The 22,533-nt window shown below is 63.9% G+C and carries 21 protein-coding genes; 9 read left to right on the forward strand and 12 right to left on the reverse strand.

What is annotated here, in order from left to right; translation table 11 throughout:
• Window positions 1-16: 16 nt before the first annotated feature.
• The gene (locus FDW81_RS04775) at window positions 17-778 is read right to left on the reverse strand and encodes a GAF domain-containing protein (protein ID WP_171027110.1); all 762 of its coding nucleotides are present in this window, start codon (window positions 776-778) and stop codon (window positions 17-19) included.
• A gap of 311 nt (window positions 779-1,089) precedes the next feature.
• Between FDW81_RS04775 and FDW81_RS04780 the strand changes: the two genes are divergently transcribed.
• The gene (locus FDW81_RS04780; protein WP_240719956.1) at window positions 1,090-1,635 is read left to right on the forward strand and encodes a hypothetical protein; all 546 of its coding nucleotides are present in this window, start codon (window positions 1,090-1,092) and stop codon (window positions 1,633-1,635) included.
• Here FDW81_RS04780 and FDW81_RS04785 read toward each other — a convergent pair.
• The 7 genes from FDW81_RS04785 to FDW81_RS04810 all read right to left on the reverse strand — a co-directional run bounded on the left by FDW81_RS04785 (window position 1,622) and on the right by FDW81_RS04810 (window position 7,960).
• Complete coding sequence (locus FDW81_RS04785) at window positions 1,622-1,816, reverse strand: three-helix bundle dimerization domain-containing protein (protein WP_138133028.1); 195 nt, start codon at window positions 1,814-1,816, stop codon at window positions 1,622-1,624. The genes FDW81_RS04780 and FDW81_RS04785 overlap by 14 nt on opposite strands.
• Window positions 1,817-1,896: 80 nt before the next feature.
• Window positions 1,897-2,043: a hypothetical protein gene (locus FDW81_RS18075; RefSeq protein WP_171027111.1), complete on the reverse strand. Its 147-nt coding sequence runs from the start codon at window positions 2,041-2,043 to the stop codon at window positions 1,897-1,899.
• Between the two features lie 104 nt (window positions 2,044-2,147).
• Window positions 2,148-3,224, reverse strand: a complete 1,077-nt coding sequence (locus FDW81_RS04790) for a LacI family DNA-binding transcriptional regulator (protein ID WP_138133029.1) — start codon at window positions 3,222-3,224, stop codon at window positions 2,148-2,150.
• 38 nt (window positions 3,225-3,262) lie between these two features.
• Entirely contained in the window at window positions 3,263-4,162 is a 900-nt protein-coding gene (locus FDW81_RS04795) for a carbohydrate ABC transporter permease (protein WP_138133030.1), read from the reverse strand.
• A complete protein-coding gene (locus FDW81_RS04800; RefSeq protein WP_138133194.1) occupies window positions 4,159-5,040 on the reverse strand; it encodes a carbohydrate ABC transporter permease in 882 nt (293 codons plus the stop codon). Before FDW81_RS04800 ends, FDW81_RS04795 begins: the two co-directional genes overlap by 4 nt.
• A gap of 93 nt (window positions 5,041-5,133) precedes the next feature.
• Window positions 5,134-6,465 carry an ABC transporter substrate-binding protein gene (locus FDW81_RS04805; protein WP_138133031.1) on the reverse strand — a complete coding sequence of 444 codons (1,332 nt, stop codon included), beginning with the start codon at window positions 6,463-6,465 and terminating at the stop codon, window positions 5,134-5,136.
• A gap of 58 nt (window positions 6,466-6,523) precedes the next feature.
• Entirely contained in the window at window positions 6,524-7,960 is a 1,437-nt protein-coding gene (locus FDW81_RS04810) for a family 43 glycosylhydrolase (protein WP_138133032.1), read from the reverse strand.
• A 199-nt stretch (window positions 7,961-8,159) separates the two neighbouring features.
• Between FDW81_RS04810 and FDW81_RS04815 the strand changes: the two genes are divergently transcribed.
• A complete protein-coding gene (locus FDW81_RS04815; RefSeq protein WP_138133033.1) occupies window positions 8,160-9,719 on the forward strand; it encodes a glycoside hydrolase family 32 protein in 1,560 nt (519 codons plus the stop codon).
• Between the two features lie 26 nt (window positions 9,720-9,745).
• On the opposite strand, the gene FDW81_RS04820 is transcribed toward FDW81_RS04815, so the two are convergent.
• Together FDW81_RS04820 and FDW81_RS04825 are read right to left on the reverse strand one after the other, a co-directional pair.
• Window positions 9,746-10,504, reverse strand: a complete 759-nt coding sequence (locus FDW81_RS04820; protein ID WP_240719958.1) for an ANTAR domain-containing protein — start codon at window positions 10,502-10,504, stop codon at window positions 9,746-9,748.
• 97 nt (window positions 10,505-10,601) lie between these two features.
• Window positions 10,602-11,366 (reverse strand): SDR family oxidoreductase, encoded by a 765-nt coding sequence (locus FDW81_RS04825; protein WP_138133034.1) that lies wholly within the window; start codon window positions 11,364-11,366, stop codon window positions 10,602-10,604.
• A gap of 703 nt (window positions 11,367-12,069) precedes the next feature.
• Here FDW81_RS04825 and FDW81_RS04830 point away from each other — a divergent pair.
• The gene (locus FDW81_RS04830) at window positions 12,070-12,261 is read left to right on the forward strand and encodes a hypothetical protein (RefSeq protein WP_138133035.1); all 192 of its coding nucleotides are present in this window, start codon (window positions 12,070-12,072) and stop codon (window positions 12,259-12,261) included.
• 346 nt (window positions 12,262-12,607) lie between these two features.
• Here FDW81_RS04830 and FDW81_RS04835 read toward each other — a convergent pair whose 3' ends face one another.
• Window positions 12,608-12,943: a hypothetical protein gene (locus FDW81_RS04835; RefSeq protein WP_138133036.1), complete on the reverse strand. Its 336-nt coding sequence runs from the start codon at window positions 12,941-12,943 to the stop codon at window positions 12,608-12,610.
• A gap of 213 nt (window positions 12,944-13,156) precedes the next feature.
• Between FDW81_RS04835 and FDW81_RS04840 the strand changes: the two genes are divergently transcribed.
• Window positions 13,157-15,058, forward strand: coding sequence for a hypothetical protein (locus tag FDW81_RS04840; RefSeq protein WP_138133037.1), 1,902 nt, complete (start codon window positions 13,157-13,159; stop codon window positions 15,056-15,058).
• Here FDW81_RS04840 and FDW81_RS04845 read toward each other — a convergent pair.
• The gene (locus FDW81_RS04845) at window positions 14,980-15,324 is read right to left on the reverse strand and encodes a hypothetical protein (protein ID WP_138133038.1); all 345 of its coding nucleotides are present in this window, start codon (window positions 15,322-15,324) and stop codon (window positions 14,980-14,982) included. The genes FDW81_RS04840 and FDW81_RS04845 overlap by 79 nt on opposite strands.
• 199 nt (window positions 15,325-15,523) lie before the next feature.
• Here FDW81_RS04845 and FDW81_RS04850 point away from each other — a divergent pair, with 199 nt between their 5' ends.
• The 5 genes from FDW81_RS04850 to FDW81_RS04870 all read left to right on the forward strand — a co-directional run bounded on the left by FDW81_RS04850 (window position 15,524) and on the right by FDW81_RS04870 (window position 22,283).
• Complete coding sequence (locus FDW81_RS04850) at window positions 15,524-16,144, forward strand: PAS and ANTAR domain-containing protein (protein ID WP_240719960.1); 621 nt, start codon at window positions 15,524-15,526, stop codon at window positions 16,142-16,144.
• A gap of 41 nt (window positions 16,145-16,185) precedes the next feature.
• The gene (locus tag FDW81_RS04855; protein ID WP_138133039.1) at window positions 16,186-17,403 is read left to right on the forward strand and encodes an MFS transporter; all 1,218 of its coding nucleotides are present in this window, start codon (window positions 16,186-16,188) and stop codon (window positions 17,401-17,403) included.
• Window positions 17,404-17,428: 25 nt separating this feature from the next.
• The gene (locus tag FDW81_RS04860) at window positions 17,429-18,133 is read left to right on the forward strand and encodes a triacylglycerol lipase (protein WP_138133040.1); all 705 of its coding nucleotides are present in this window, start codon (window positions 17,429-17,431) and stop codon (window positions 18,131-18,133) included.
• Complete coding sequence (locus FDW81_RS04865) at window positions 18,130-19,050, forward strand: LssY C-terminal domain-containing protein (protein ID WP_138133041.1); 921 nt, start codon at window positions 18,130-18,132, stop codon at window positions 19,048-19,050. Before FDW81_RS04860 ends, FDW81_RS04865 begins: the two co-directional genes overlap by 4 nt.
• Window positions 19,051-20,039: 989 nt before the next feature.
• A complete protein-coding gene (locus FDW81_RS04870; RefSeq protein ID WP_240719962.1) occupies window positions 20,040-22,283 on the forward strand; it encodes a galactose oxidase early set domain-containing protein in 2,244 nt (747 codons plus the stop codon).
• Window positions 22,284-22,533 lie beyond the last annotated feature (250 nt).

Below are 22,533 nucleotides of genomic sequence, written 5' to 3' on the forward strand. Positions count from 1 at the left end.
GTTGCGGCGCGCAGGATCAGGTGCGGGCGTCGATGTTGTTCTGGACGATTGTAGCCAGTGTGCGGAGTACCTGCTGATCCGAGGGGCTGAACTGGCGCGGTTGTTGGTCAATGACGCACAGTGTCCCGATATTCCAGCCGCGCGGTCCATGGAGGGGATAGCCGGCGTAGAAGCGGATAAAGGGCTCACCGACGACGAGCGGATTTGTGGCGAACCGGTCATCGGTGAGGGTGTCGTTGATGACCAGCATCGAGTCCTGCCGCACTGTATGGGTGCAGAGTGCCATCTCCCGAGGCGTCTCCACACGCAGGGGGCCGATCGCTGATTTGAGGAACTGGGCATTCGCCGCGATCAGTGACAGTGAGGCTGCACCAACCCCAAAGTACTCCTTTGCCATGGACACCACCCGGTCGAAGATCTCCTCGTGCCCGGTATGGAGAAGATTGGTTTCAGTAAGAGACCGCAATCGCTCCTCCTCAGCCCTTTCAGGGGAAAGCAGAAACCTGCCTGCGGCCCCCAGACCTGCGAGCGCGTCTTCCCTGGCGCTCCGGGAACCATGCGGGCGTGCTTGGCTGCGCGGCACGGCGGATCGTCGGCCGTTGCCGCCACCATAACCCCGTTCAAATTCGGGCAATGCCAGGGCGCCATGAAGGTAGGCATGGAGCTCGAACTCGGTAAACTGCGTCTGGCCAAAGTAGGCCGGCCAGACCTCAGTGGGATCCATCCCCGCGACCACCAGCGCCGCAAGTTCAAGGCGCCGCTCTGCCTCGTTACTCATGCTTTCCACCCGGCCCAAGGAAAAGCCCCCTAAGGGCAACAGCATTGCGGAAGTTCAAAGCCATTTGATCAGTTTACTTACTATTGGCGCCGTGGGTAATGGCTGAAGTATGTGCTGCTGAACCCTGGATCTTCAGCCCCCGCCCAGCCTTCCTTCAGCTCGGTTACCGGAGATTTTTTCTTCCACGCGGCAACCGGCCTGGTCCCCGGCGGCTTCATCGGGGGTGCATGCATTCTTCACCCTCAGCGGGTTTGTGATCACGCTCCCGATCATGAAGCAACACCTTCAGCCACTCCATCACAGACGAAACGTTGGGGCCACTCGGGGTGCCGCTGGGGCGGCTCTATAACGGACCCCACACCCGCGCCAACGAACTGCTGATCGGCTGCGCACTGGCCCTGCTGTTCACCTGCATCCGCCAGGGCTCGGTGCTTCACGGGCTCCTGCAGGCAGCCGCGCGCTGGGGCGCTCCGCTGGCGGCGCTCGCCCTGGCGGCTGCAGTGTTCCTGGTAAGGGAACCGGAGACGCCCGGGCCCACTGCCCTTTCGCTGGTGGCGGCGGTGCTGATCGGATCGCTGGTCCTGCAGCCCGCCGGCTACATGGCAAGGGTCCTCAGCCACCCCTGGCTTGCCGGCCCGGGGCGCGACCTCCCCTACGGCATGTACCTCTGGCATATTCCCGTGTACCTGCTGCTGATGCCCCTGATCCCGGAGCTCCCCGTCCGAATCGCGCTGACCGCGGCGCTGACCGTGCTGCTGGCCGCCGCGTCGTTCCACTTGGTGGAGCGTCCGCTCCTGCGCTGGGCCACCGAAGGGCTGGAGCCGGCGTCGTCTGCGGCGAAGGCTACGCGCGCTTGAGGCGGAGCTTTGCTGCCCGCTCCACCAGGATCGGTATGTAGTCCCGGACGCGGCCCCCGTCCAGGAGGCTGTGTTCCTCGGCAACCACGTCTTCAATGATGGAGCGTTCATGGTTGGGGAAGCGCTGGGCAAGCCGCTCCACTACGCCCAAAAGGGCCTGGACTTCCGTTTCTTTGATCATTACCGCACCTGTTCAGGGGAGCGTGAACAACTACTTGTAGGCGCTGCTGGCAGGAATCCTGCGAGCCGGTAGCTGACCACTTAGGCCGCGATGTCGGGAGACTTGGGACACTCAACGCATTGGACGATGGCTACCAAAGAACCGGCGTCGTCCTTCTTGTAGCGCGTGACGTGGTTGGTGGCCCTGCCGCAGGCCGGGCAAAAGGTCTGGTGCTGCTTAGTCCACATGCATGAATACTACGGAGGCGGCATATGAACGTCAGGAGAAGACTGGAAGTCTGCGGTTTTCCGCAGTACGACGGCGGCTCCCCGCCGCCGTCGTACTGCCTGCCTTAGGCGTGGGCCGGGGCCCGGACTGACGTGCGTTCCACGGCAGGGCAGTGCATTTTCGCAACTGCTTCTGCCGGGCTGTCGAGGCCAAGCAGCATCCTGACCCCCGCCACGCCCAGCTCGTAATGCGGGAGGGCGACCGTGGACAGTGGGGGCCGCAGGTGTGCGGCGATGACTTCCTGGTTGTCGAACCCCACCACGGCGATGTCGTCCGGGATGGACAGGCCGTGCTCGCGCAGGCCGTCATAAAGGCCCATGGCCATCCGGTCGTTGTAGCAGTACACCGCGGTGGCCCCGTGCTTAAGTAGTTCCCCTGTGGCCCGGTACCCGCCTTCCTGGTCGGGATAGGCCTCCATGACCAGTTCGGGGTCGAACGGGATGCCCGCTTCCTCAAGTGCTTCCCTGTATCCCAGGAGCCGCCCGTCCTTGGCCGGGGCCGGGATGGTGGCATTAATGAATGCAATGCGGTGATGCCCGTGTCGAAGCAGGATCTCGGTGGCGGAGCGGCCGCCCTGAATTTCGTCCGGAACCACGGCCCGGGCACCGGGCTCAGCCGAGAAGCAGTTGACCAGGACGAAGTCCGCTTCCCGGAGCGGTGCCGGGATGTCTGTCTGGCGATGGAACCACGTGGAGTAGAGAATGCCGCGCACCTTGTACTCCAACATCATTTGGATGGCGTCCTGCTCCAGCTCACCGTTGCCCTCGGTGTTGGCGATGAGGAGGGCGTAGCCGTGCTTCCAGGCCTCGTCCTGGGCGCCGTGGATGATCTGGCCGGCAAAGGGCGTGGTGGCAACACCATCGGCCACCAACCCTATGAAGCGGGAAGTTCCGCTCACCAGGGTCTTGGCCATCGCGTTGGGGCGGTAACCGAGGGTCCGGATGGCGTCCTCGACGCGCTGGCGGGTTTCTTCTGCGATCCGGGCGTCTTTTTTCTTGTTGACCACCAGCGAGACGGTGGCGGTGGAAACGCCGGCGGCTTCTGCGACTTCCCGGAGGGTGACGGGGTGGGCACGCCCGGGAGTCCGTGGGGAGCCGGCCGCAGGGGCCCGCTTCCCCGAACCATTCTCCTTTGAACTCATCTGCCCTCCTCGAGGAGTATATCGGCCTGCTGGCGGCGTCATCCTTTCGTCGCTCCGCTCTCGAGTCCCTGGATCATCGCCTTGTTGAGCACCAGGAACACCAGCAGCAGCGGGGTGATGGTCACGCATACGGCGGCGAAGGTAGCGGTCCAGTCCACCTTGCCCATGGCGCCGATGTAGTTCTGCAGCCCCAGGGGAATGGTTTTCAGTTCTTCTGACAGGACGAAGGTGTTGGCGAAGATGAAGTCGTTCCAGATGAAGATGCTGTTGACGAGAACCACGGTGACCACGGTGTTGAGGGACAGCGGCAGGGTGATCAGCCCGAAGATCCGGTACGGCCCGGCGCCGTCAAGGGAAGCGGCCTCGTACGTTTCCTTCGGGATGTATTCGTAGAACGAGCAAAACAGGTAGACGGACATCGGCAGGGAGAAGCCGGCCAGGGGGATGATCATCGACTGGTAGGTGTCCAGCAGGTTGACCGCCGAATAGTCGATGAACAGGGGGACCAGGGCGATCTGGACCGGGACGATGATGCCGATCAGGAAAAGACCGCGCACCAGCCTGCTGAGCCGGAATCCGAGCACCTGGATGGCGTAGGCGGCCATCATGCCCAGCAGGACAATGAGGATGTTGGCGCCCATGGTCACAACGAAGCTGTTCAGGATGTTCCTGCCCAGGTCACCGGTTTCGAAAGCCTTGGCATAGTTCTCCCAGGTCAGGGAACTGGGCAAGGCGAACGGATCCCCTGTTGCGAAGTCCTGTTCGGTGCGCAGGCTGGTGAGGAACAGCCAGGCGAGCGGGTACACCTGCACGATCACAATGAGCATGATCAGAACACGCGAGAGGGTGCGGAACAGGTCCGGCCGGCGCCGGCGGCGCGTTGCGGCAGGTGTGGGAGGAACGAGGGCGGATGGCGCCGGGGCTGTCTGGGTGATCATGCGTCTGCCTTCCGCTTGAGCAGGAACAGGATGAGGCCGACGGCCGCCAGGCACTCGATCACGATGAAGACTGAGATGGTGCTGGCGTAGCCAAAGTCCGTGCTGGTGAACGCTGTCTTGTACATGTAGGTGGTGAGCAGCTCGGAGGACTGTCCCGGACCGCCGTTGGTCATGAGGTAGGGGATGTCGAAGCCGCGCAGGCCGTAGGTGGTGGCCATGATGGTGGTGGTGATCCACACTGGCCGGATGTACGGGAACCGGATCTTGGCAAACAGCGTCCACCTGCCCGCCCCATCCAGCACGGCCGCTTCCTCAAGATCCTTGGGTACGGCGATCAGCGCCGCGTAGATGATGAGCATGTAAAGCCCAGTGAAGCGCCATCCTTCAGGTGCGGAGACCGCCGCCAGCACGGTGTTGACGTCCGAGAGCCAAGGCCGTTCCAGGCTGCCGAGGCCAATCCAGTGGAGCAGCTGGTTGAGCAGCCCCACGGGTTCGATGGAGTAGATCCGGACGAAAAGGAAGGCGATGGCCACGGTGGAGATGACTGCCGGCAGCAGGTACAGGGTCTTGATGAGCTCCCGGCCCCGGGTCAGCGACGTGAGGAGGCTGGCCACCACCAGTGCGCCGCCCAGCTGAAGGACCAGGCAGATGGCCAGGTAGGCCAGCGCGTTCAGGAAGGCGCGCCAGAAGATGTCGTCGGCAATAAACATCCGGACGTAGTTATCCAGCCCCACGAATTCCATCTCGCTGATGCCGTTCCAGGAGAAGAAGCTGAGGAACAGTGATTGCAGGATGGGGAAGAGGACTGCTGCCCCGTAGAGCAGCAGGGGCGGGAGGAGGAAGACCAGGACTGAGGTCCTGGACCTGTTGGGAAGCATCCTGGCGGGGAGCGTCCGGTTGGTTTGCATGGCGGGCCTTTCGGGCGGGGGATGGGCAGTCCCCCGCCCCAGTAGTTGCTGGAAGAGCAGTGGTTACTTGAAGAACTTCGGCGCATTCTGCGCGATGGTGTTGTCCATGGTGGCCGTGAACTGCTCAGGCGTGATGTTCCCCTGGACCAGCAGGACGAGCTCCTGCTGCAGCCGGCCGTTGGTGGTGGGGTCAAGCTGCGTGTCCCACGGCATTGCCTGCTTTTCGCCTAGGTCCTTGGCCTGGTCCAGTGCCTTCTGGTAGAGCGGGGTCGCGTTGGCGGGTACAGCGGTTTCGACGTCGGTAGTGGGGGACAGTGCGCCGGTGGCGGCATATTCAGCGGGGTACTTATCCAGCGCGAACTTCAGGAAGTCGCTCACCAGGGGATCGTAGGTTTTGGCGTTCACCGCCATGCCGATGCCCGACGGGGAGACGAACTCGTTGGCCGCGGTCACAGATCCTGCCGTGGTGGGAAGGGTGAAGAAGTCGATCTGGTCGCGCACCGCCGGATTCAGCTTCTCCGTCGCCAGGCTGGGCAGCTCCCAGGTTCCGATGTTGTACATCGCGGCCTGGCCGGAGGTGAACTGGTTTTGCGCATCCGAGTACCCCTGGGCAGAGAAACCGTCCTGAAAGCACTTTGACTTGCCCAGTTCCGCCATCCAGTTGACGGTCTTTTGCCCTGCAGGATCGGCAAACTTTGCCTCGCCCTTTTTCAGTTTCTGAACAAACTCCGGCCCGGCTTCCCGGAACGGCTGGTAGGCGATGTAGCGTTCCAGCGGCCACTGATCCTGGCCGTCGATGGCGATGGGGGTGATCCCGGCCTGGCGAAGGGCTGTACACATGGCAGGGATGTCGTCGAGCGAGGCCGGTACTGCCACGCCGGCCTTTTCCAGCAGGGCCTTGTTGTACCAGATGAATTCCAGCTCGAACTGGAACGGGATCATATAGAGGGACCCGTCGTCGAAGCGCTGGTAGTCCAGGGCGCCGGGGCGGTAGTCCTCATAGACATCGAGTGACTTCAGCAGCTTTTCGGCGTCCATCATCTTGCCCTGCTTGGCCAGCTGCTGGGCAAAAGGCGTGGCGTCGGTGTCGAACAGTTCGGGCAGTTTGTTTGCCGCCGCCAGGGTTTCGAGCTTCTGAATGTAGGACGGCCGGTCCGGGGTGGTGATCAGGTTCAGCTCAAACCCGGGGTGCTCCCTGGCGTAGTCCTCAGCGAGCTTTTTCATGATGTTGATGACGGCGCCATCGGCCGGGCGGGAGAGCAGCCACGAGATTTTTCGTGGCTTGATTTCGCCGGCGGGGCTGACATTGGAGGGGTCGGTGGAGCTTCCGCCGCCGCAGGCCGTGAGGGCCAGGGCGGCGACAGCTGCTGCGGCAGCGCGGAGCAGGTTCTTCATGGTCAATCTCCTTTGATTGGCGAAACGGGTCCTGGTGGAACGGAAGGGACAGCGGTATTCAGTTGTCGGTGCGCTTACGTACTTCAAGGTGTGTGACCGTGACCGATCCTTCACCAGCGAACACTCCGAGTCCGCCCGTGGGACGGTCGTAGATCCTGGTGCTGAGTGCCACCTGCCGGTCCACGACGGCGACACACAGGTCCCCGTCGACGACGACTTCCAAAGTGTGCTGGCCGGGCGTGAGGTCGCAGGGGCGTTCGAGTTCGATGGCAAAGGGGACATCTCCTGAGACGCGCCACTGGGCATCCCCGGTGATGGCCCGCGGCCAGCGGTCGAACAGCAGGCGTCCGCGCTTTGGTTCGAGGCGGAGGACGTAGGCGTGGTCGCCGTCGGGGCCGGAGCGCAACAGCATGCCGCATTCGGTGGTGCCGGCCTGGATATCCAACACTGCCTTCGCATAGAACTGGGTGGGCAGGTTGTTGGTTGAGACCGCGGCGAGGTAGCCGTCCGGGACCTCCAGCCGGGCAGGCAGTCCGCCGTCGAACTCGAGCGGCACCTCATCCCAGAAGCTGTCGACGAGCTCGTCGGCGAAACCGAAGGCCAACGTCCCGTCAGCGTTCTGCCGCGCCTCCAAAGATGACATGGTGCCCGCCCACTGCCAGGCGCCGTCGTCGTTGCTTCCTTCCTTGCTGGCAATCCAGCCGAAGAAGAACCGCCGGCCATCCCGTTCCGCCGTCTTGGAGGCATAGAAGGCGCGCCCGTCGATGCTGTCCCGGACAGGGACGGTCCAGGGTCCGCTGGGGCTCGCGGCCATCCGGTAGCGGGTGGTGAATGATTCGGAGAACTCCGAATAGACCATGTACCACCAGTTACCCCACTGGAACACGTCCGGGCATTCATGGGTGACGTACCGGCGGGGATCCCAGAAAGGCTCTGTGGGCTCCCAGACCATCAGGTCCTTGGACACACATTGGGCGATGACACCCCGGCGGCGTTCAGGGCCATCGATGTGCCGGGCCGCCAGCAGCATGCGCCACAGCCCTGCTTCGTCATCCCGGAAAACGAAGGGGTCCCGCCAGTCCGCCGACTCGTAACCGTCAGACGCCCCAAAGGTGAGCCCGGGGTGCTTGGTCCAGGAGCCCATTCCGTCCGTGCTGGTGGCGTGCATGACCAGCTGCAGCGGGAGGCCGTCCCGCCCACGGGTGTTCGGGTTCTGCCCGGTGTAGAACAAATGGTGGACGCCGGACCCGTCGGCAATGATGCTGCCGGTGTAGCAGTTGAAGTCCGGATCGTCGGTGGTGCCGTGGGGGAGGGCCACGCCATGGTCCTGGAACTGCGTGAGGTCCTTGGTGGTGACCAGGTTCCATGCTGTTCCCGGTTTGGGCTCGGCGCGTACCTCGTGAAGGTAGAAGAGCCAGAACTCACCGTCTTGCTGAAAGGGGATAAGGTCTCCAACCCATCCATCGGAGGGCTGAAAGAAGACTGGATAACTCATCGGCACTGATGTCCATTCTGCTAAAGCGTTTGATCACCACGAAGCTAGCGCGAAATGGAGCGGCGATCAAGCGTTTTAGCAAAGGTTTTGGAACCCTTGACTCAAGTTCCGTTGATGGGTCAGTATCTTCTGCTAAAGCGTTTAAGCGCCATAACGATGACCCCGTCGCGCTGCTTTTACCAATGAGAGGAAGTCAACGATGACCCCTGAACTTTCGCGCCGCCACATCCTGCAGGGAACGGGAGCCGGTGCCCTCGCCCTGTTCCTGGACAGCCCCCTGAGCTCTGCACCGGCCCATGCCAACACCTCCCTCCGGGCCGTCTTCCACATGACACCGCCATCCGGCTGGCTCTGTGATCCGCAACGGCCCATTCACGTCAACGGTGCTTACCACCTGTACTACCTGCACTCCGCCCAGAACAACGGCCCGGGCGGATGGGACCATGCCACCACCACTGACGCGGTGGCATTCACTCATCACGGAGCTGCGGTGCCGCTGCAGCAGGGCTTCCCCGTGTGGTCAGGTTCCGCTGTGGTGGACACTGCCAATACAGCCGGCTTCGGCGCCGGGACCATCGTAGTGCTAGCCACGCAGCCTACGGGCGGTATCCGCAAGTACCAGGAGCAGTATTTGTATTGGTCCACTGACGGCGGGTACACCTTCACTGCCCTTCGCAATCCCGTTATTGCCAACACCGACGGCCGGACCGCCACCACCCAGGCAGAGATTGACAACGCGGAATGGTTCCGGGACCCCAAGGTCCACTGGGACGCGGCCCGTAACGAGTGGGTGTGCGTTATTGGCCGCGCCCGGTACGCAGCCTTCTATACGTCGCCCAACCTTCGGGACTGGCAGCTGAAACGCAACTTCGATTACCCTAACCACTCGTTGGGCGGCATCGAGTGCCCGGACCTGTTCGAAATGACCGCCAGCGACGGCACCCGGCATTGGGTACTGGGCGCCAGCATGGACGCCTACAGCCTCGGGCTGCCCATGACCTACGCCTACTGGACAGGTGCCTGGGATGGTGACCAGTTCGTTGCGGACAACGTGAGCAGCCCGCAGTGGCTCGACTGGGGGTGGGACTGGTACGGCGCCGTGACCTGGCCGGCAGCGGAAGCGCCGGAGGAGCGGCGCTATGCGATCGGATGGATGAACAACTGGAAATACGCCGCCCGTGATGTGCCCACGGATGCTTCTGACGGGTACAACGGCCAGAACTCGATCGTGCGGGAGTTGCGCATGGAGCGCCAGCCGGGAGGCTGGTACAGCCTGCTCAGCAGTCCAGTCCCGGCGCTCTCGGATCATCTGGGGTCAACGACAGTGTTCCGTGACCGCACCGTCGACGGCAGCACCGTCCTGCCGTGGCGCGGGCGGGCGTACGAGCTTGAACTCGACATTGCATGGGAGGCTGCCGCGAACGTGGGGGTTTCGGTGGGCCGTTCCCCGGACGGCGCCCGCCACACTAATATCGGCAAGTATGGCGGGGAGCTGTACGTGGACCGTGCACCTTCCGACCAGTCAGGCTTCTCCTTGGTGCCTTTCACACGTGCTGCCGCGCCAATAGCCCCCGGGGCCCGCTCAGTGCATCTGCGGATCTTTGTGGACACGCAAAGCGTGGAGGTGTTCGTGAATGCCGGGCACACAGTGCTTTCGCAGCAAGTCCACTTTGACTACGGTGACACCGGCATCTCCTTCTATGCCGACGGCGGCCCGGCCACATTTTCCGGCATCACCCTCCGTGAATTCCTGGCATAAGCTCCGGGCCAGCCCCTTGGCCGGCGCTATGCCAGCGCCGACGGCTCGAACCGGGATGCGGGCGATCCGCTGGGCAGTGCTTTGAGGATGTTTTCCGCCACGCTGCGGACCTTCAGGTTCCGCTGGCGGGACATCCCCGCGAGCCTGCCAAACGCGTCTGGGTAGGAGCAGCGGTTCTGCGCCATGATCACCCCGCACGCCACGTCTATGGAGGTCCGGCTTTCCAGCACTGCCTTCAGGTTGTCCCCCGCCGAGCGGACGCTGTGTACCTCAAGCGCCAGTTTCAGGCTGTGCGACGCCACTCCGGCGAACCAGTTTGCCTCGGACACTACCTCATGCCCCAGATCCGTGCGGGTCCGGGCCAGGAACAGCAGGGCCCCTGACACCGGGCCGTCCAGGCGCAAGGGAACAGCCAAAGCACGCTCGTACCCCGCTGCCGCCAGCCGCTGCAGGTAAGCCTGCCACTGAAACGAAGCGCCGCCGTCGACCGTTATTGCCGCCGCCCCCCGCACCGCGTGGGTGATGGGACCGTCGCCGTCCCGGCCCTCAAGATTCGCCAGCCTTACCGCATTCTCATCGGTGCCGGCACTCACCGGCGCCGATTCCCCGAGCTGGAGCAGGACGGCGCACTCCACCCTGGTCCCTGCCAGCCCGCTCATCGCCTCCGCGGCGGCTTCGCTCAGCTTCTGCACCGAGTCCAAGTCCGTCTCAGTGCCCGTGATGAGGTCCAGCAGGAGTCCCTGCCGGTCCAGCCGCCTGCCGCCAACCGCCGGATGTTGTGTCACGCTTCCCCCTGTCAACCTCGAGCCGGCGAACCACCGCTGCGCAGGCTTTCCTCGAATTTAGGAGCGCCCGCCGGAAAGGGCACGAGTAGTGGGTACTCTACTTTTCCTGGCTGTCGCGGCCACTACTTGCTTCCAGCCATTCGGCGAACGTCTGCCGTCCGACGGCGGCTCCGGGCGCCGGGATCAGCGCACCGCTGCGCATGGCTTTCCCCATGGAACCCGGCAGGACTGCCTCAAGTACCTTTTTGCGCTGGCCGGTTTTGTGGAGATACGCGCGGACGAGGTCTGCAAGGTTCTCCGTGCGCGGTCCGCCCATGTCGGTCATCCTTCGCGCGGGTCCTGTCTCCGTAGCCTTCACCAGCGCCTCGGCCACCTCCCAGGCAGCCACAGGCTGGGTGAACATTTTGGGAACCGCGACCAGCGGGCCAACGGTTCCAAGCCTCACCGTCAGAGGCACGAACTCGTGGAACTGCGTCGAGCGCAGCAGGGTCCAGGGAATGCCGCCGTGGCGCACTTCGTCTTCCTGCACCAGCTTTCCCGCATAGAGGCCCGACGTGGCGCCGTCGATGCCCACGATGGAAAGCGCCACGTGGTGCTGCACGCCGGCGTCCGCTTCCGCTGCCAGCAGGTTCTGCGTGGCGTTCGTGAAAAAGTCCACGGCTTTCTTGGTGGAGTTGGTCTGGATGCCGGAGACGTCTATGACCGCTTCGACCTGGTTCAAGGCCTGGGCCAGGCCACTGCCGTTCACCAGGTCCGCGCCCTCGGCGCGGCTCAGGCTCACCACCTCATGGCCGCGCTCCCTGGCGAGCTCCACCACGTGGCGCCCGACGGTACCGGTTCCCCCTGCTACGGCAATCCTCATGGAAAAAATCTTATGCCCGGGGGCAGTCAATGGCCTCGATGCCTGCCGTTTCAGTTCTTCCAGGCGGTCCCGCATGTGCTGCAGTACCCCGGCGGAGTGGGGCTGCCAGTCCTGCCCCTCATCGAGGACACGCAGAAAGGCAGGCACCGGGAGGAGTGTGCCTCCGCTATCGGGCTGCCCGTTTGGCGGCGGCGGCCGCCTGCGCGGATCCCCGTACGGTAGCAAGTAGGGGAGGCCAAACCCTTGACCCCGGACGCATCGGGCTACCTATCCTGAGGTTAGTCAGGCAGTTTGGCTATCTCGAACCACGCATCGGGAGGTGGCCGTGGCTTCCGTTTCCCTTAATCCATCCGCTTCCGCTTCCCGGAGCATCAAGGTGCCTGTCGGCACCGCTGCCAAGGCGGCGCGCGCCCAGGCTTCCCCTGGCGAGACGGGGCCCCAGAAGGGGCCACTCAAGCCCAGGGCCATTCAGGAACTGTTCCGTCGATGGCCGCATGTGCCGTCGCGTGAACTGGAACGCATCCGGAACGCACTTCTCCAGTGCCTGCAAAAAGGGCATCACGGCAGGGAGCACCACCTCTCTGAACCGGCCCGTTCTCTCTTGGAGCTTTTGACGGCGGAACTTGCGCGCACGCGTGGAGGTGCCCGCTGATGACCGGCCGGCGCGGCACGCTGGCAACCACGGCACCCGCAGGGGAGTGACATGACAAAGGATAAGGCCGACCACGGTGGCAACGCCGAGGCTGAGGTAGAGGACGAAGCCGGGCAGGTGCAAAGGGACCCGTCTGAGCCAGGGCAGGACGAAGAGCCGGAAGTATCACAGGACCGGTGGGAGGATCCTCCCACCTATCCCCACGCCCCGGGCTTCAATCCGGACTACTGGCCCAAATTCTGACTACATCCACGAAGATGTTTGTGGGCGTAACCGGCCTCCCGCTAGCTGACCAGCATCAATGCTGGTTAGCGGTCAGCATGCTTATTATCCTGTTGTGAACGGTGCACTTTACGCTGCTGCCGCGACGATGGGGCTGATCTTCATCCTGTCCTGACTTGGCACCGGCGCAACCATAGCCACCATGTGCAGGAGGTGGGAGTAAAGAACTTCCACCCGGCCGGGAGGGCAGCTACCCGTCTCTTCGGATACAGCTGCACTCCCAGCCAGTGGAAAATCAGGAAAGATAAATTGCGGCTGACACTCTGGCCCGACTGTTGGGCGCTTCGCGTGCCTTTGCCTGGGTGGCCTATGCGGCGATCAGCGCCGGCGGCTGGGCCCGGAGCTCAGAGGTGACCCGGCGCGGTGCCAGGACGGTGATGGTGCACGGTGCCTGCTGCGGATCGATTTTCTGCGGCAGGTGATTGGATTCCGAGGCAGTATGGAGCATCTCCAGGGCTTCCCGGTCAACGTGGGCGTGGGAGACGTCCAGCTGCACGTCGAGCCCTTCCTTCAAGGAATTGGCACGCTTAACCACTACATAAAGAGCATTGACGCTGTGGACGGTGATATGCCCCTTTGCAATCACCTGTGCACGAGCGTGGTCGAGATCTACACGGACAACAACATTCAGTTTGGAATTCAAAAGTAAAGCCTTCCCCGGCATTGGCTGCGACGCTGCAGCTTCTTGCATATGGCCGTTTGCATCAGCCTCATCCAGAGTAGGGGCCGGATGTGATGCACGCAACAGTTACGTACTTATTACATCGATTAGGATGCTGTTCACGTAACAGGCTGGGGCAGGGCGGTGCCCCACCTGGCACTTTCACTCCTGCCCGCCGGGGTCCATCATGTAGCCATGGGCAACGCGGACGCAGGGGCGGGTCCCGGCGGCGGCACCGCGGTCTCGCCGGACCACGTGGTGGTGTTCGTCCACGGCATGGGCCGTGCGCTGAAGGGCGGCACTCTGCAGGAGTGGGCGCAGCCGCTCATGCTGAGCCTTCACGACCTTTCCCTTGACCTGGCCCCGGACACCCCGCATCCGCACCTCGTCATTACCAAAGCGAACGCCGTGGGTGACGCGCCCGAAGTGCTGGTCAAGGTTCTTCGCGGCGTCAGGGAACAACAGCCGGACTACCTCACCGTGCTCATGACGGAGGCGTCCTGGGGGAGGGACTTCGAGCCGGCGTCGGCCGCGTCCACCTACTCCTGGGCCCTGCGCACCGCCCTGCGCGTATACATGCGGTCAGTGCAGCTGATCAAGTGGAACCTCTACCCGGGCCGGCGCCGGGCCACCCCCGCATGGTTCGCCGCGTGGCTGAGGCAGATGCTCCTCACCACCCTTGCGGCGTTCGCCGGGTTGTTCATCCTGATGGCGGTGCTGGTGGTGCTCCTGCTGATCATCATCCTAGCCTGGATACCCGGCCCGGGCCGGTGGATCGGAAAGCTGGTTTCCCTGTTCGCGGACTTCCTGGGCGATCCGCAGGTGTGGAAGCGGCGGCCCCTGCAGGCGGCGGCCATGCGGCAGCGGGTGGTGGACACGCTGCAGCGCTGGGACCACGGCTCGGGGACGCAGGTGACCGTGGTGGCGCACAGCCAGGGCGCGGCGATCACCGGGCAGGTCCTGTTCCAGAACCAGGCGCAGGCCACCAACTTTGTCAGCGTGGGCAGCGGGCTGGACCTGCTGGGCTACGCGCAGTGGGGCGGCGGAACGGGGGAGGACCCGGTGACCGACTGGCTGGCGAACCCCGGCCGGCCACGGTGGATTAACGTCTGGGGGAAGTTCGACTTTGTGCCCGCCGGTCCCATCTCCACCCATCACAACGGTCCGCTGCCCGTCTTTGGCAAGATCTATGAACGGGACACGGCGGGCGACGGCGGCCCGGGCCCTGAAGAACATCCCGTGTACAACAGGTCCGCCCTGATCCACGACCACATCACCTACTCGGGCAACCGCGTGGAGGTCCTGGATCCCCTGGCGCGGCTCATCCTGGACCCCCCGCCGTCGGATAGTTCCGGTTTGGCCTTTAGGGCGCTCGACGGCGACCGGCGGCTCCGCCCTCACCGCGTCATGGTGAAGAGCCTGGGAGTGACGCGGCTTCTCGCCGTCCTCACCTCGGCGCTGAGCGCCCCGGCGTCGCTTGCCTGGCTGGGTTCACAGCGCTGGGCGCGGGACCTGGTGCAGTGCGGCCCGGCCGGCGCCGGCCGGGATCCTTGGTGGTCGTCCTGGCTGTGCTCCGGGCCCAGCTACCACTGGCGGCATGCGGAGGACTGGGGTGTGCTGGCATTGACTACCGCGGTGTTCGCGGGCGTCCTGGTGGCACTGCTGAACGGGCCGGTATGGGGCGTGCTGCACAACCGGCTGCAGCGCCTGCGCAAACCGTCCTTCCGGCAGTCCAGCGATCCCACCCGCAATCCTCCGGCCAGCCCATGGTGGTCCGTGGCGTGGTACCTGCTCATCGTGACGACGGTGGCTGTGGCGGTGCCGTTCCTGTTGGTATGGCCGGAGCTTCCCTGGGTGGTGGTGGTTGCGCTGGTGCTTGCGCTGTGGGCGCTGTGTTTCACGAGCACGAGCATTACCGGGCTGCCGGCGCGGACAGGTCCACGTGTGCAGGAAAGCCCGCCCCGGCCGGCGGCACCCGGGCCGCAGCCCGCCGTCGGTCCCCGGCTCAGCAGCCGGGATCAGCCCACCGCTTCAGGCAATCTTCCTGTTAATACCGTGACCGGCGCAGCGGACCACCGCTCGCGCTCCGGCTCGTAGGAGATCACCACGGCAACTCCGCTTTGCCGTGCCTCGTCCATCGCGAGCAGGAGGGCGTCCTCCACATGCCGTGCGTACTCCAGCCGCTCGGCCAGCGTGCCCTGCAGGCCGGCGTCGTCAATCAGCACGTGGCTCTTGCCGCCCACGATGACCTTCACGGAGTACCCCTGATCCTCATGGAGCGATCCGCGGGTGGATGAAATTTCGGTGACTCTGTCTGCCCGGACCAGCCCGTTGCCGAGCGTGCGGATCCACACTTCACCCATCGAATGACCTCCCCTTTGGCAGAGGGCGCGCGAACAGCACCCCATAAAGCGAACGCTACTCCTGTCCGGGGCTTTTGTGACCCCCGAATTTCCGTGTTGCGGCATCAGGGAACGGACCTGGCAAAGGCTGCCGCCACCAGTCAGCTAGAGTGGGGCCGTTGTTGGTCAACAGGGGGTTTGCCTGGCCGAGGAGGATGCGGTGACGTGGTCAAAGCTGGATACTTATCTATTTCCGCTGGCGCTTTCCACTGAATCTCCAGCAGGGACATTTGAGATGGACGTCGCCTCAGGGCAGATGCAGTGGTCCCGGGGCCTGTTCAGCATTCACGGGTTGGGCAAGGGCGAGGTGGTTCCCACCTTCGAACTGCTGATGGCGCACAAGCATCCACAGGATCGCGGGCCGGTGCGCGCCGTGTGGCTGGACCTGATGGAAGCCGGAGGCCATGGTGCCTTGCTGCACCGCGTTATTGACACCCGCGGCAAGGAACGCCGCGTCTTTTCGGCGATTCACGCCTTGGCCGACCCATCAGGACACGTGAACTGTATCCGCGGGTTCATGGTGGACGTCACACAGAGCCTCCGTATCGAGTCCCAAGCCGCCGCTTCGGAAGCCATAGAGGGCGCCTACGCCCACAAAGCCGTCATCGAACAGGCCAAGGGCATCGTGATGACCCTGCACGGCGTCGAGGCAGAGTCCGCGTTCAAGATTCTGGCCGACCAGAGCCAGCACACCAACACCAAACTCCACGTTGTGGCAGAAGAACTTGCCAAAGCGGCAGCGGCAGGGAAAGCCAGGGAGGCCCTGGAAAGCTTCCGATAAGGGGACAGGGGGTATCAGGGGCGGCCAATAGGATAAACCTGATGTCTTCCCCCGGTGACCCCCAGTCCTTCACCCTGCGCGGCATCGCCGTCGCCGCTTTCGGACCTACGCTGCTGTACGGGATCGGCACCGGCGCCATCCTCCCGGTGGTGGCACTGACCGCCCGCGGCCTGGGCGCCTCGGTGGCCATTGCGGCACTGATCGTCACGCTGATCGGCCTGGGCTCCTGGTTCTTCAACCTGCCGGCCTCCCTGGTCACCCTGAAGTTCGGTGAGCGCTGGTCCATCGTGGGCGCCGCCGTTGCCGCCGGCCTTGCGCTCGCGGCAGCCAGCCTTACCTCCATGGTCCCCAACGGACTGTGGTTGCTCGCCGCGGCGATGGCCGTCGTCGGAATGTCCGGGGCGGTCTTTGGCCTGGCCCGGCAGAAGTATCTCACCGAAGCTGTGCCGGTGCAGTTCCGGGCGAGGGCGCTGTCCACGCTGGGTGGGGTGAACCGGATCGGCGTGTTCATCGGCCCGTTCCTGGGCGCGGCCGTGATGCAGTTCTTTGGCATAGGCGGAGCGTACTGGGTGGGCGTGGTGGCCATGGCAGCCGCGGCGCTGCTCTCCCTCACCATCCCGGACCTGGCAGATGGGCAGGAGCCCGACGCCGGACACAAGGGCCCCGAGCCCACGCTCCGGAGCGTCGCGGTGTCCCATGCAGCTGTGTTCCTTTCCCTGGGTGTCGGCATTTTGCTGCTCAGCGCCCTGCGGTCCTCCCGGCAAGTGGTGATCCCGCTGTGGGCGGACCACCTGGGCATGGATGCCACGTCCGCTTCCCTGATCTACGGGCTGTCCGGGGCGATCGACATGCTGGTGTTCTATCCCGCCGGGAAGCTCATGGACCGAAAGGGACGGCAGTTCGTGGCGGTTCCTTCCACCCTGCTCATGGGTACGGCCCTGCTGCTGATTCCGCTGGCCGGGTCCTTTGTTGGGCTGCTGCTGGCAGCGCTGCTGATCGGGTTCGGCAACGGGATCAGCTCAGGGCTCGTGATGACCCTGGGCGCCGACTTCTCGCCGGACCGCGGCCGCGGCCAGTTCCTGGGGCTGTGGCGATTCATGGCCGATGCCGGATCCACCGGCGGGCCGGTTTTGTTGTCAGGGGTGACGGCGCTTGCCACCCTGGGCGCGGGGATCTCAGCCACGGGATTACTGGGGTTCGCGGCGGCAGCAGTGTTCGCCGTCGTGATTCCGCGGCTGAAGCACCGCCGGAACTACTGAGGCGGGGTAGGGGTATCCTCGACAGATGAGCGAAACGGGCATGACCACCCGGATAAGTCCGCTGCAGAAGGTTCTGTGGTGGGCTCAGGACTACGTGTACGCTGCGGTGTGCCAGGTGGAGGGCATGCTGTCCCGGGTGCAGCCAGGGTCCTTCCACCAGGGCCACCGCGACCCCGTGGTGATCATCCCGGGTGTCTATGAGAACTGGCAGTTCATGCTGCCGCTCATCCAGGCGGTCAACGATGCCGGCCATCCGGTCCACGTGGTCACGGTGCTCCAGCGGAACAAGCTGGACGTACCCGTGGCCGCCCGGCTGGTGGCGCAGCACCTGGAGGAGGCAGGGTTGCGTGACGCCTCCATCGTGGCACACAGCAAGGGCGGGTTAATCGGCAAGTACACCATGCTGAACCTGGACCCGGAGCAGCGGATCAACCGGATGATCACGGTGTGCACCCCCTTCTCCGGCTCACGCTACGCAAAGTACATGCTGCTGCCGAGCCTGCGGATCTTCTCCCCGAGCAACGCACTGACCCTCCAGCTGGCCCGCGAGGAGACCATCAACAGCAGGATCACCTCCATCTACGGCCCCTTCGACCCGCACATCCCCGAGGGCAGTGTCCTTCCGGGGGCCACGAACATTGAGCTGCGCGTGGCCGGGCACTTCCGGATCCTGGGGGACCCGGAAACGGCGCGGATCATTGTGGAGCAGCTGACCCCTGGTACGCCGTGAGCGCTGCGTCCGATCCCGGAGCAAGGTACGACGGCGGGGTTTCGGTTCCGAAGGAGCCTGACCATTCGCGTGCCGCGGACCCGGTGGAGCGGCGCCAGAGCCGCTGGGCCACGGTGCTCGCGGTGCTGCAGCGGCTGCTTTACATGCTGGTGACCGTCGCTGTGGGGTGGGCGGTGTGGTTCTTCCTGCTGTCCCGGCTGTCCCGCGGCCCGGACCAGGCATGGGTGTTCCTGCCCGTGTGGCTTATCCTGGCGTACGCCCTTCTGCCGCGCATCCACAAGATCCTCAGCAGCCTCTATATCCCGGACTACTTCATCGGCAGGGCCCGGACCGGGGACGGGGTGCTCGGTGATCCAGTGAACCTGGCCGTGGTGGGAACGCAGGAGGAGCTGCGGCGGGCGATGCTGTCCGCCGGCTGGGTGGAAGCCGATCCCATCACCCCGGCAACGGCCTGGCGGACCCTCACCTCTACAGTGCTGGGCAGGAGCTACCCGCAGGCTCCGGTCAGTTCGCTCTACGTTTTTGGGAAAAAGCAGGACCTGGCGTTCCAGCGCGAGATCGACGGGAACCCGCGCAAAAGGCATCACGTCCGGTTCTGGAAATGCCCGGACGGGTGGATGCTGCCGGGCGGGCTCTCGGTGGACTGGGTGGGCGCGGGAACCTACGACAGGAGCGTGGGACTGTCCCTGTTCACGTTCCAGATCACCCACAAGATCGCCGACCGCACGGATGAGGAACGGGACTTCATCATCCAGACCCTGCGGGCAGCGGACGCTGTGGGCCCTGAATCGGTCCACATCATCCTGAACTACTCCAGCGGCTACCACCACCGGAACGGCGGCGGAGATGCCATCCGCACCGACGGGCACCTGCCGATCATTGATTTGTTTGGGCCGGGGAGGCCCGGGGTCCGCTAGTACGCGGTGAAGAAGCTGCTGGTAGCTGCGGCGACGGTCCCTGCGGCGGTCACGCCCGGGCGCAGGACCGTCTGGAAGCCACCAGCTCCCCCCGAAGCGCGGGACGTGCTTCGGGGGAGGCATTGATGGGCTTGATGCCTTCCCGTATGTCTGCTCGCCTGTAAGGGACTGGGCAAAGCGGGCTGCTCGTCAACCGACTTCCATCGTCCCGATTTCGAGGCTGTGGACATTGCTCCTGGATGTAACGTCACGGGCTCCGTGCAGCTGCAAATGATCAATTACAGCACCAAGAACCTGGACGGCTGAAGGGCGCGACGGTCCGCCTGCACTGTGGGGCCAGCTGAAGAGCTGGGGTATCACCTTCCTGACTCAAAGCGTCAGCTTCGTCGTCCACTGGCTTACAGCCTTGTGGACCTGTCCAGAATTGCTCGCCGGTGATTCATCATGGGGTTTGTCAAGGGTCTTTAGTATGTTTGCGCAGGTCAGGCCACAGTGGCGAACCCGCAGGATCCACATTAAAGCCGCATCACGGCCTAAATGCCCTTAAAGCACCCCAACCGCCTCACCTAGGTTGTCCGTACCTAGAAAGACCCGGCAGCTATTGATGTCCCCCATGCATAAGTAGGTACTTGGTGAAGAGGTTCACAGCCGCAAGGCACAGAAGCGCCCCACGTCATGTTCGGTCCCGCAGCGGCACAGCCCACGTCAAGCCCCGTCACCGTTGGTCCCTCCGGAAGGCAGCAGCACACCTGATGCCCGCATTGTTGGTCCTCGCGCCACTAGCCGCGTCGGGACCTTCCTTCGGAGCGGACAGCACCGGCCCCAACCTGGTCAAAAATTCGTCCCTTGAATCCGGCCACCACTTCCCGGACTGTTTCCAAGCTTCCGGTTGGGGAACGCGGGGCACCTGGGCGTTCTCGTCAGGACGGGAGGGAGGACGCTCGCTCACAGTCACAGTGGAGGGGTATGCCTCGGGCGACCGGAAAGCCATGCAGACGGAAAATGCGGGATGCGCGCCTTCCGTAACTCCCGGCCAGGTGTACAACCTCGGCGTCTGGTACCAGTCCACGGTTCCGGTATCCATCACGACGTTCCGGCATACTTCCGCCGGTTGGTCCTACTGGGGAGATCTGGGCACAGTTTCACCCACCACGGAATGGCAGGAGGCGAAGGCCACTACCCCAGCCGTGCCAGAAGGTACGGATCAAATCGCTTTCGGGCTTTCCATTGCGGCCACGGGCCAATTGACCACTGACGACTATTCGCTCTACGCCACCAGCACCGGCACGCCACCACCGGCCGCGGGCGAATTGGTGGTAAACGGAAACCTCTCAACGGGAACCCCCCTTCCGGACTGCTTTATCACCGGAGGGTGGGGAACGCGCACAGTCACACAAGGGCTGACTCCTGACGTGCCGGCCACGGCCTCACCAGGGTCGCGCTCCTACGGCATCACTGTGAGTGACTATGCCAGCGGAGACACCAAGCTCCTTCAGGCCGAGACCGCCGGCTGCGCGCCGTCGGTAATGCCGGGTGCCAAATACAACCTGTCCATCGACTACAAATCCACTGCCGCCAAAAACTCAATCACCATTTTCACGCACACTGCCGCAGGCTGGGGTTATTGGACGGACCTCAGCCAAGTGGCCCCAACACACACCTGGGCAGTTGCTGCGGGAACGACCCCTCCGATTCCGGAAGGTGTTGACGCAATTTCCTTCGGGGTGTCCATCGGTGCCGACGGAACTCTGCTGACAACCAACTATTCCCTCAAAGAAAGCACTGTGCCACCGCCTCCGGCAGGCACCCCAGCCGAGATCGGTTCATGGGAGGTTTTTAATGCGCCTGTGCCCCTCCGCGCCATCCACTCCACGCTGCTCAGCGACGGCAGGCTACTGCTCATCGCGGGCTCCGGGAACGAGGGATCCGCATTCACCGCCGGCACCTTCAAGGCGTCGATTTGGGACCCTGACACAGGAACGTTCGATCCGGTGCCTGTTCCCTACGACATGTTCTGCGCCGGGCATGTCACCCTTTCCGACGGCAAAGTCCTGATCGGCGGCGGCACGGAGTCCTACCCCACCACAGATGAAGGGCCAACCACCTTTAAGGGGTCCAAGGCCAGTTACTACTTCGATCCTGAGGACAGCAGCTTCCACAAAATCAGCGACATGGCGGGGGCGCACTGGTACCCAACCATGACCAAACTCGGCAACGGGGATGTCTGGTCTGCTGGCGGACTGGACGAAAAGGCCGAGGGCACCGTCCTTACGGAGATGTTCCAATCCTCCACCATGACGTGGCTTCCGTCCGGCAGCGTGCCGCAGACCTGGAGCTTCTGGGGGACTTACCCCCATATGTACCTGCTTGAGGATGGCCGGATGTTTTACGCCGGCGCCCACACCTTCGGGAACGGCCTGCCAGGCACTGGAGCGTCGCTTTACGATTGGAAGTCCGCCCAGATATGGGATGTCCCCGGGTTGCGGCAGAAGGACCTCAGAGACCAGGCCGGATCGGTGCTGCTTGGTCCCGCCCAGGACCAGAAGGTCATGATCGTCGGGGGCGGAAACACTGAAACCAACATCCCCGCCATCAACCTTGTAGACATCATCGACCTCAAGCAGGAAAACCCTGCCTATGTGCCCGCCCCAGACCTTCCCGGCCCCGGCAAGCTGTACGTGAACGTACTAAACCTTCCGGACAGGACCGTCCTGGCGGCAGACGGTGCCCAGCACAACCGCTCCGGCAACGTACAGACCGCGGCCATTTACCAGCCAACAAGCAACAGTTGGCTCAGTATTGGGGCTGATCCGGTGGGACGGAACTACCATTCCTCCGCGATCCTCCTGCCCGACGGCCGCGTAGCCATTTTCGGTTCGAACCCGCTCGACAACTCTTTTGACCTACGCATCTCGGTCTACTCGCCCCCGTACATGTTCAACGGGACCCGGCCCAGCATCGCCAGCGCCCCCGCGACGGCGACCTATGGCCAGCAGATCACCCTTGATACGACAGGCACGATCAAGGCAGCACAGTTGATGTCACCAATGTCGGCAACGCACCAGACCGATACCAACGCGCGTCTGGTGGACCTGCCGATGACCACCAGCGGGGGCACTATAAACGCCTCCATCCCAAGCAACCCAAATCTGCTTCCGCCTGGTCCCTACATGCTCACTGTCCTGGACTCGAACAATCTTCCAAGCATCGCGAAATGGGTGTGGATATCATGACTCCTCAACGGCAGCGGCGCCTTGGCCGAATCGTTCGGACCGCCATCATCTCACTTGGCCTGACGGCCCTGACTGCGCTCTCGTACCATTCAGCCACAGCACCCTCCCACGGTTCATTCAGTGAAGACAGCCTTCATCACGCGGCAGTGCTGACTGGGGTTCCACAAAAGGCACCGGCTCCTACAGCACGACCAACCTCGCCCACGCCACTTGCTCCGTCGCCATCGCTTCCTGCCCCGGCATCCTCAGC

It is taken from the genome of Pseudarthrobacter sp. NamB4, assembly GCF_005796185.1.
Taxonomy (GTDB): Bacteria; Actinomycetota; Actinomycetes; order Actinomycetales; family Micrococcaceae; genus Arthrobacter.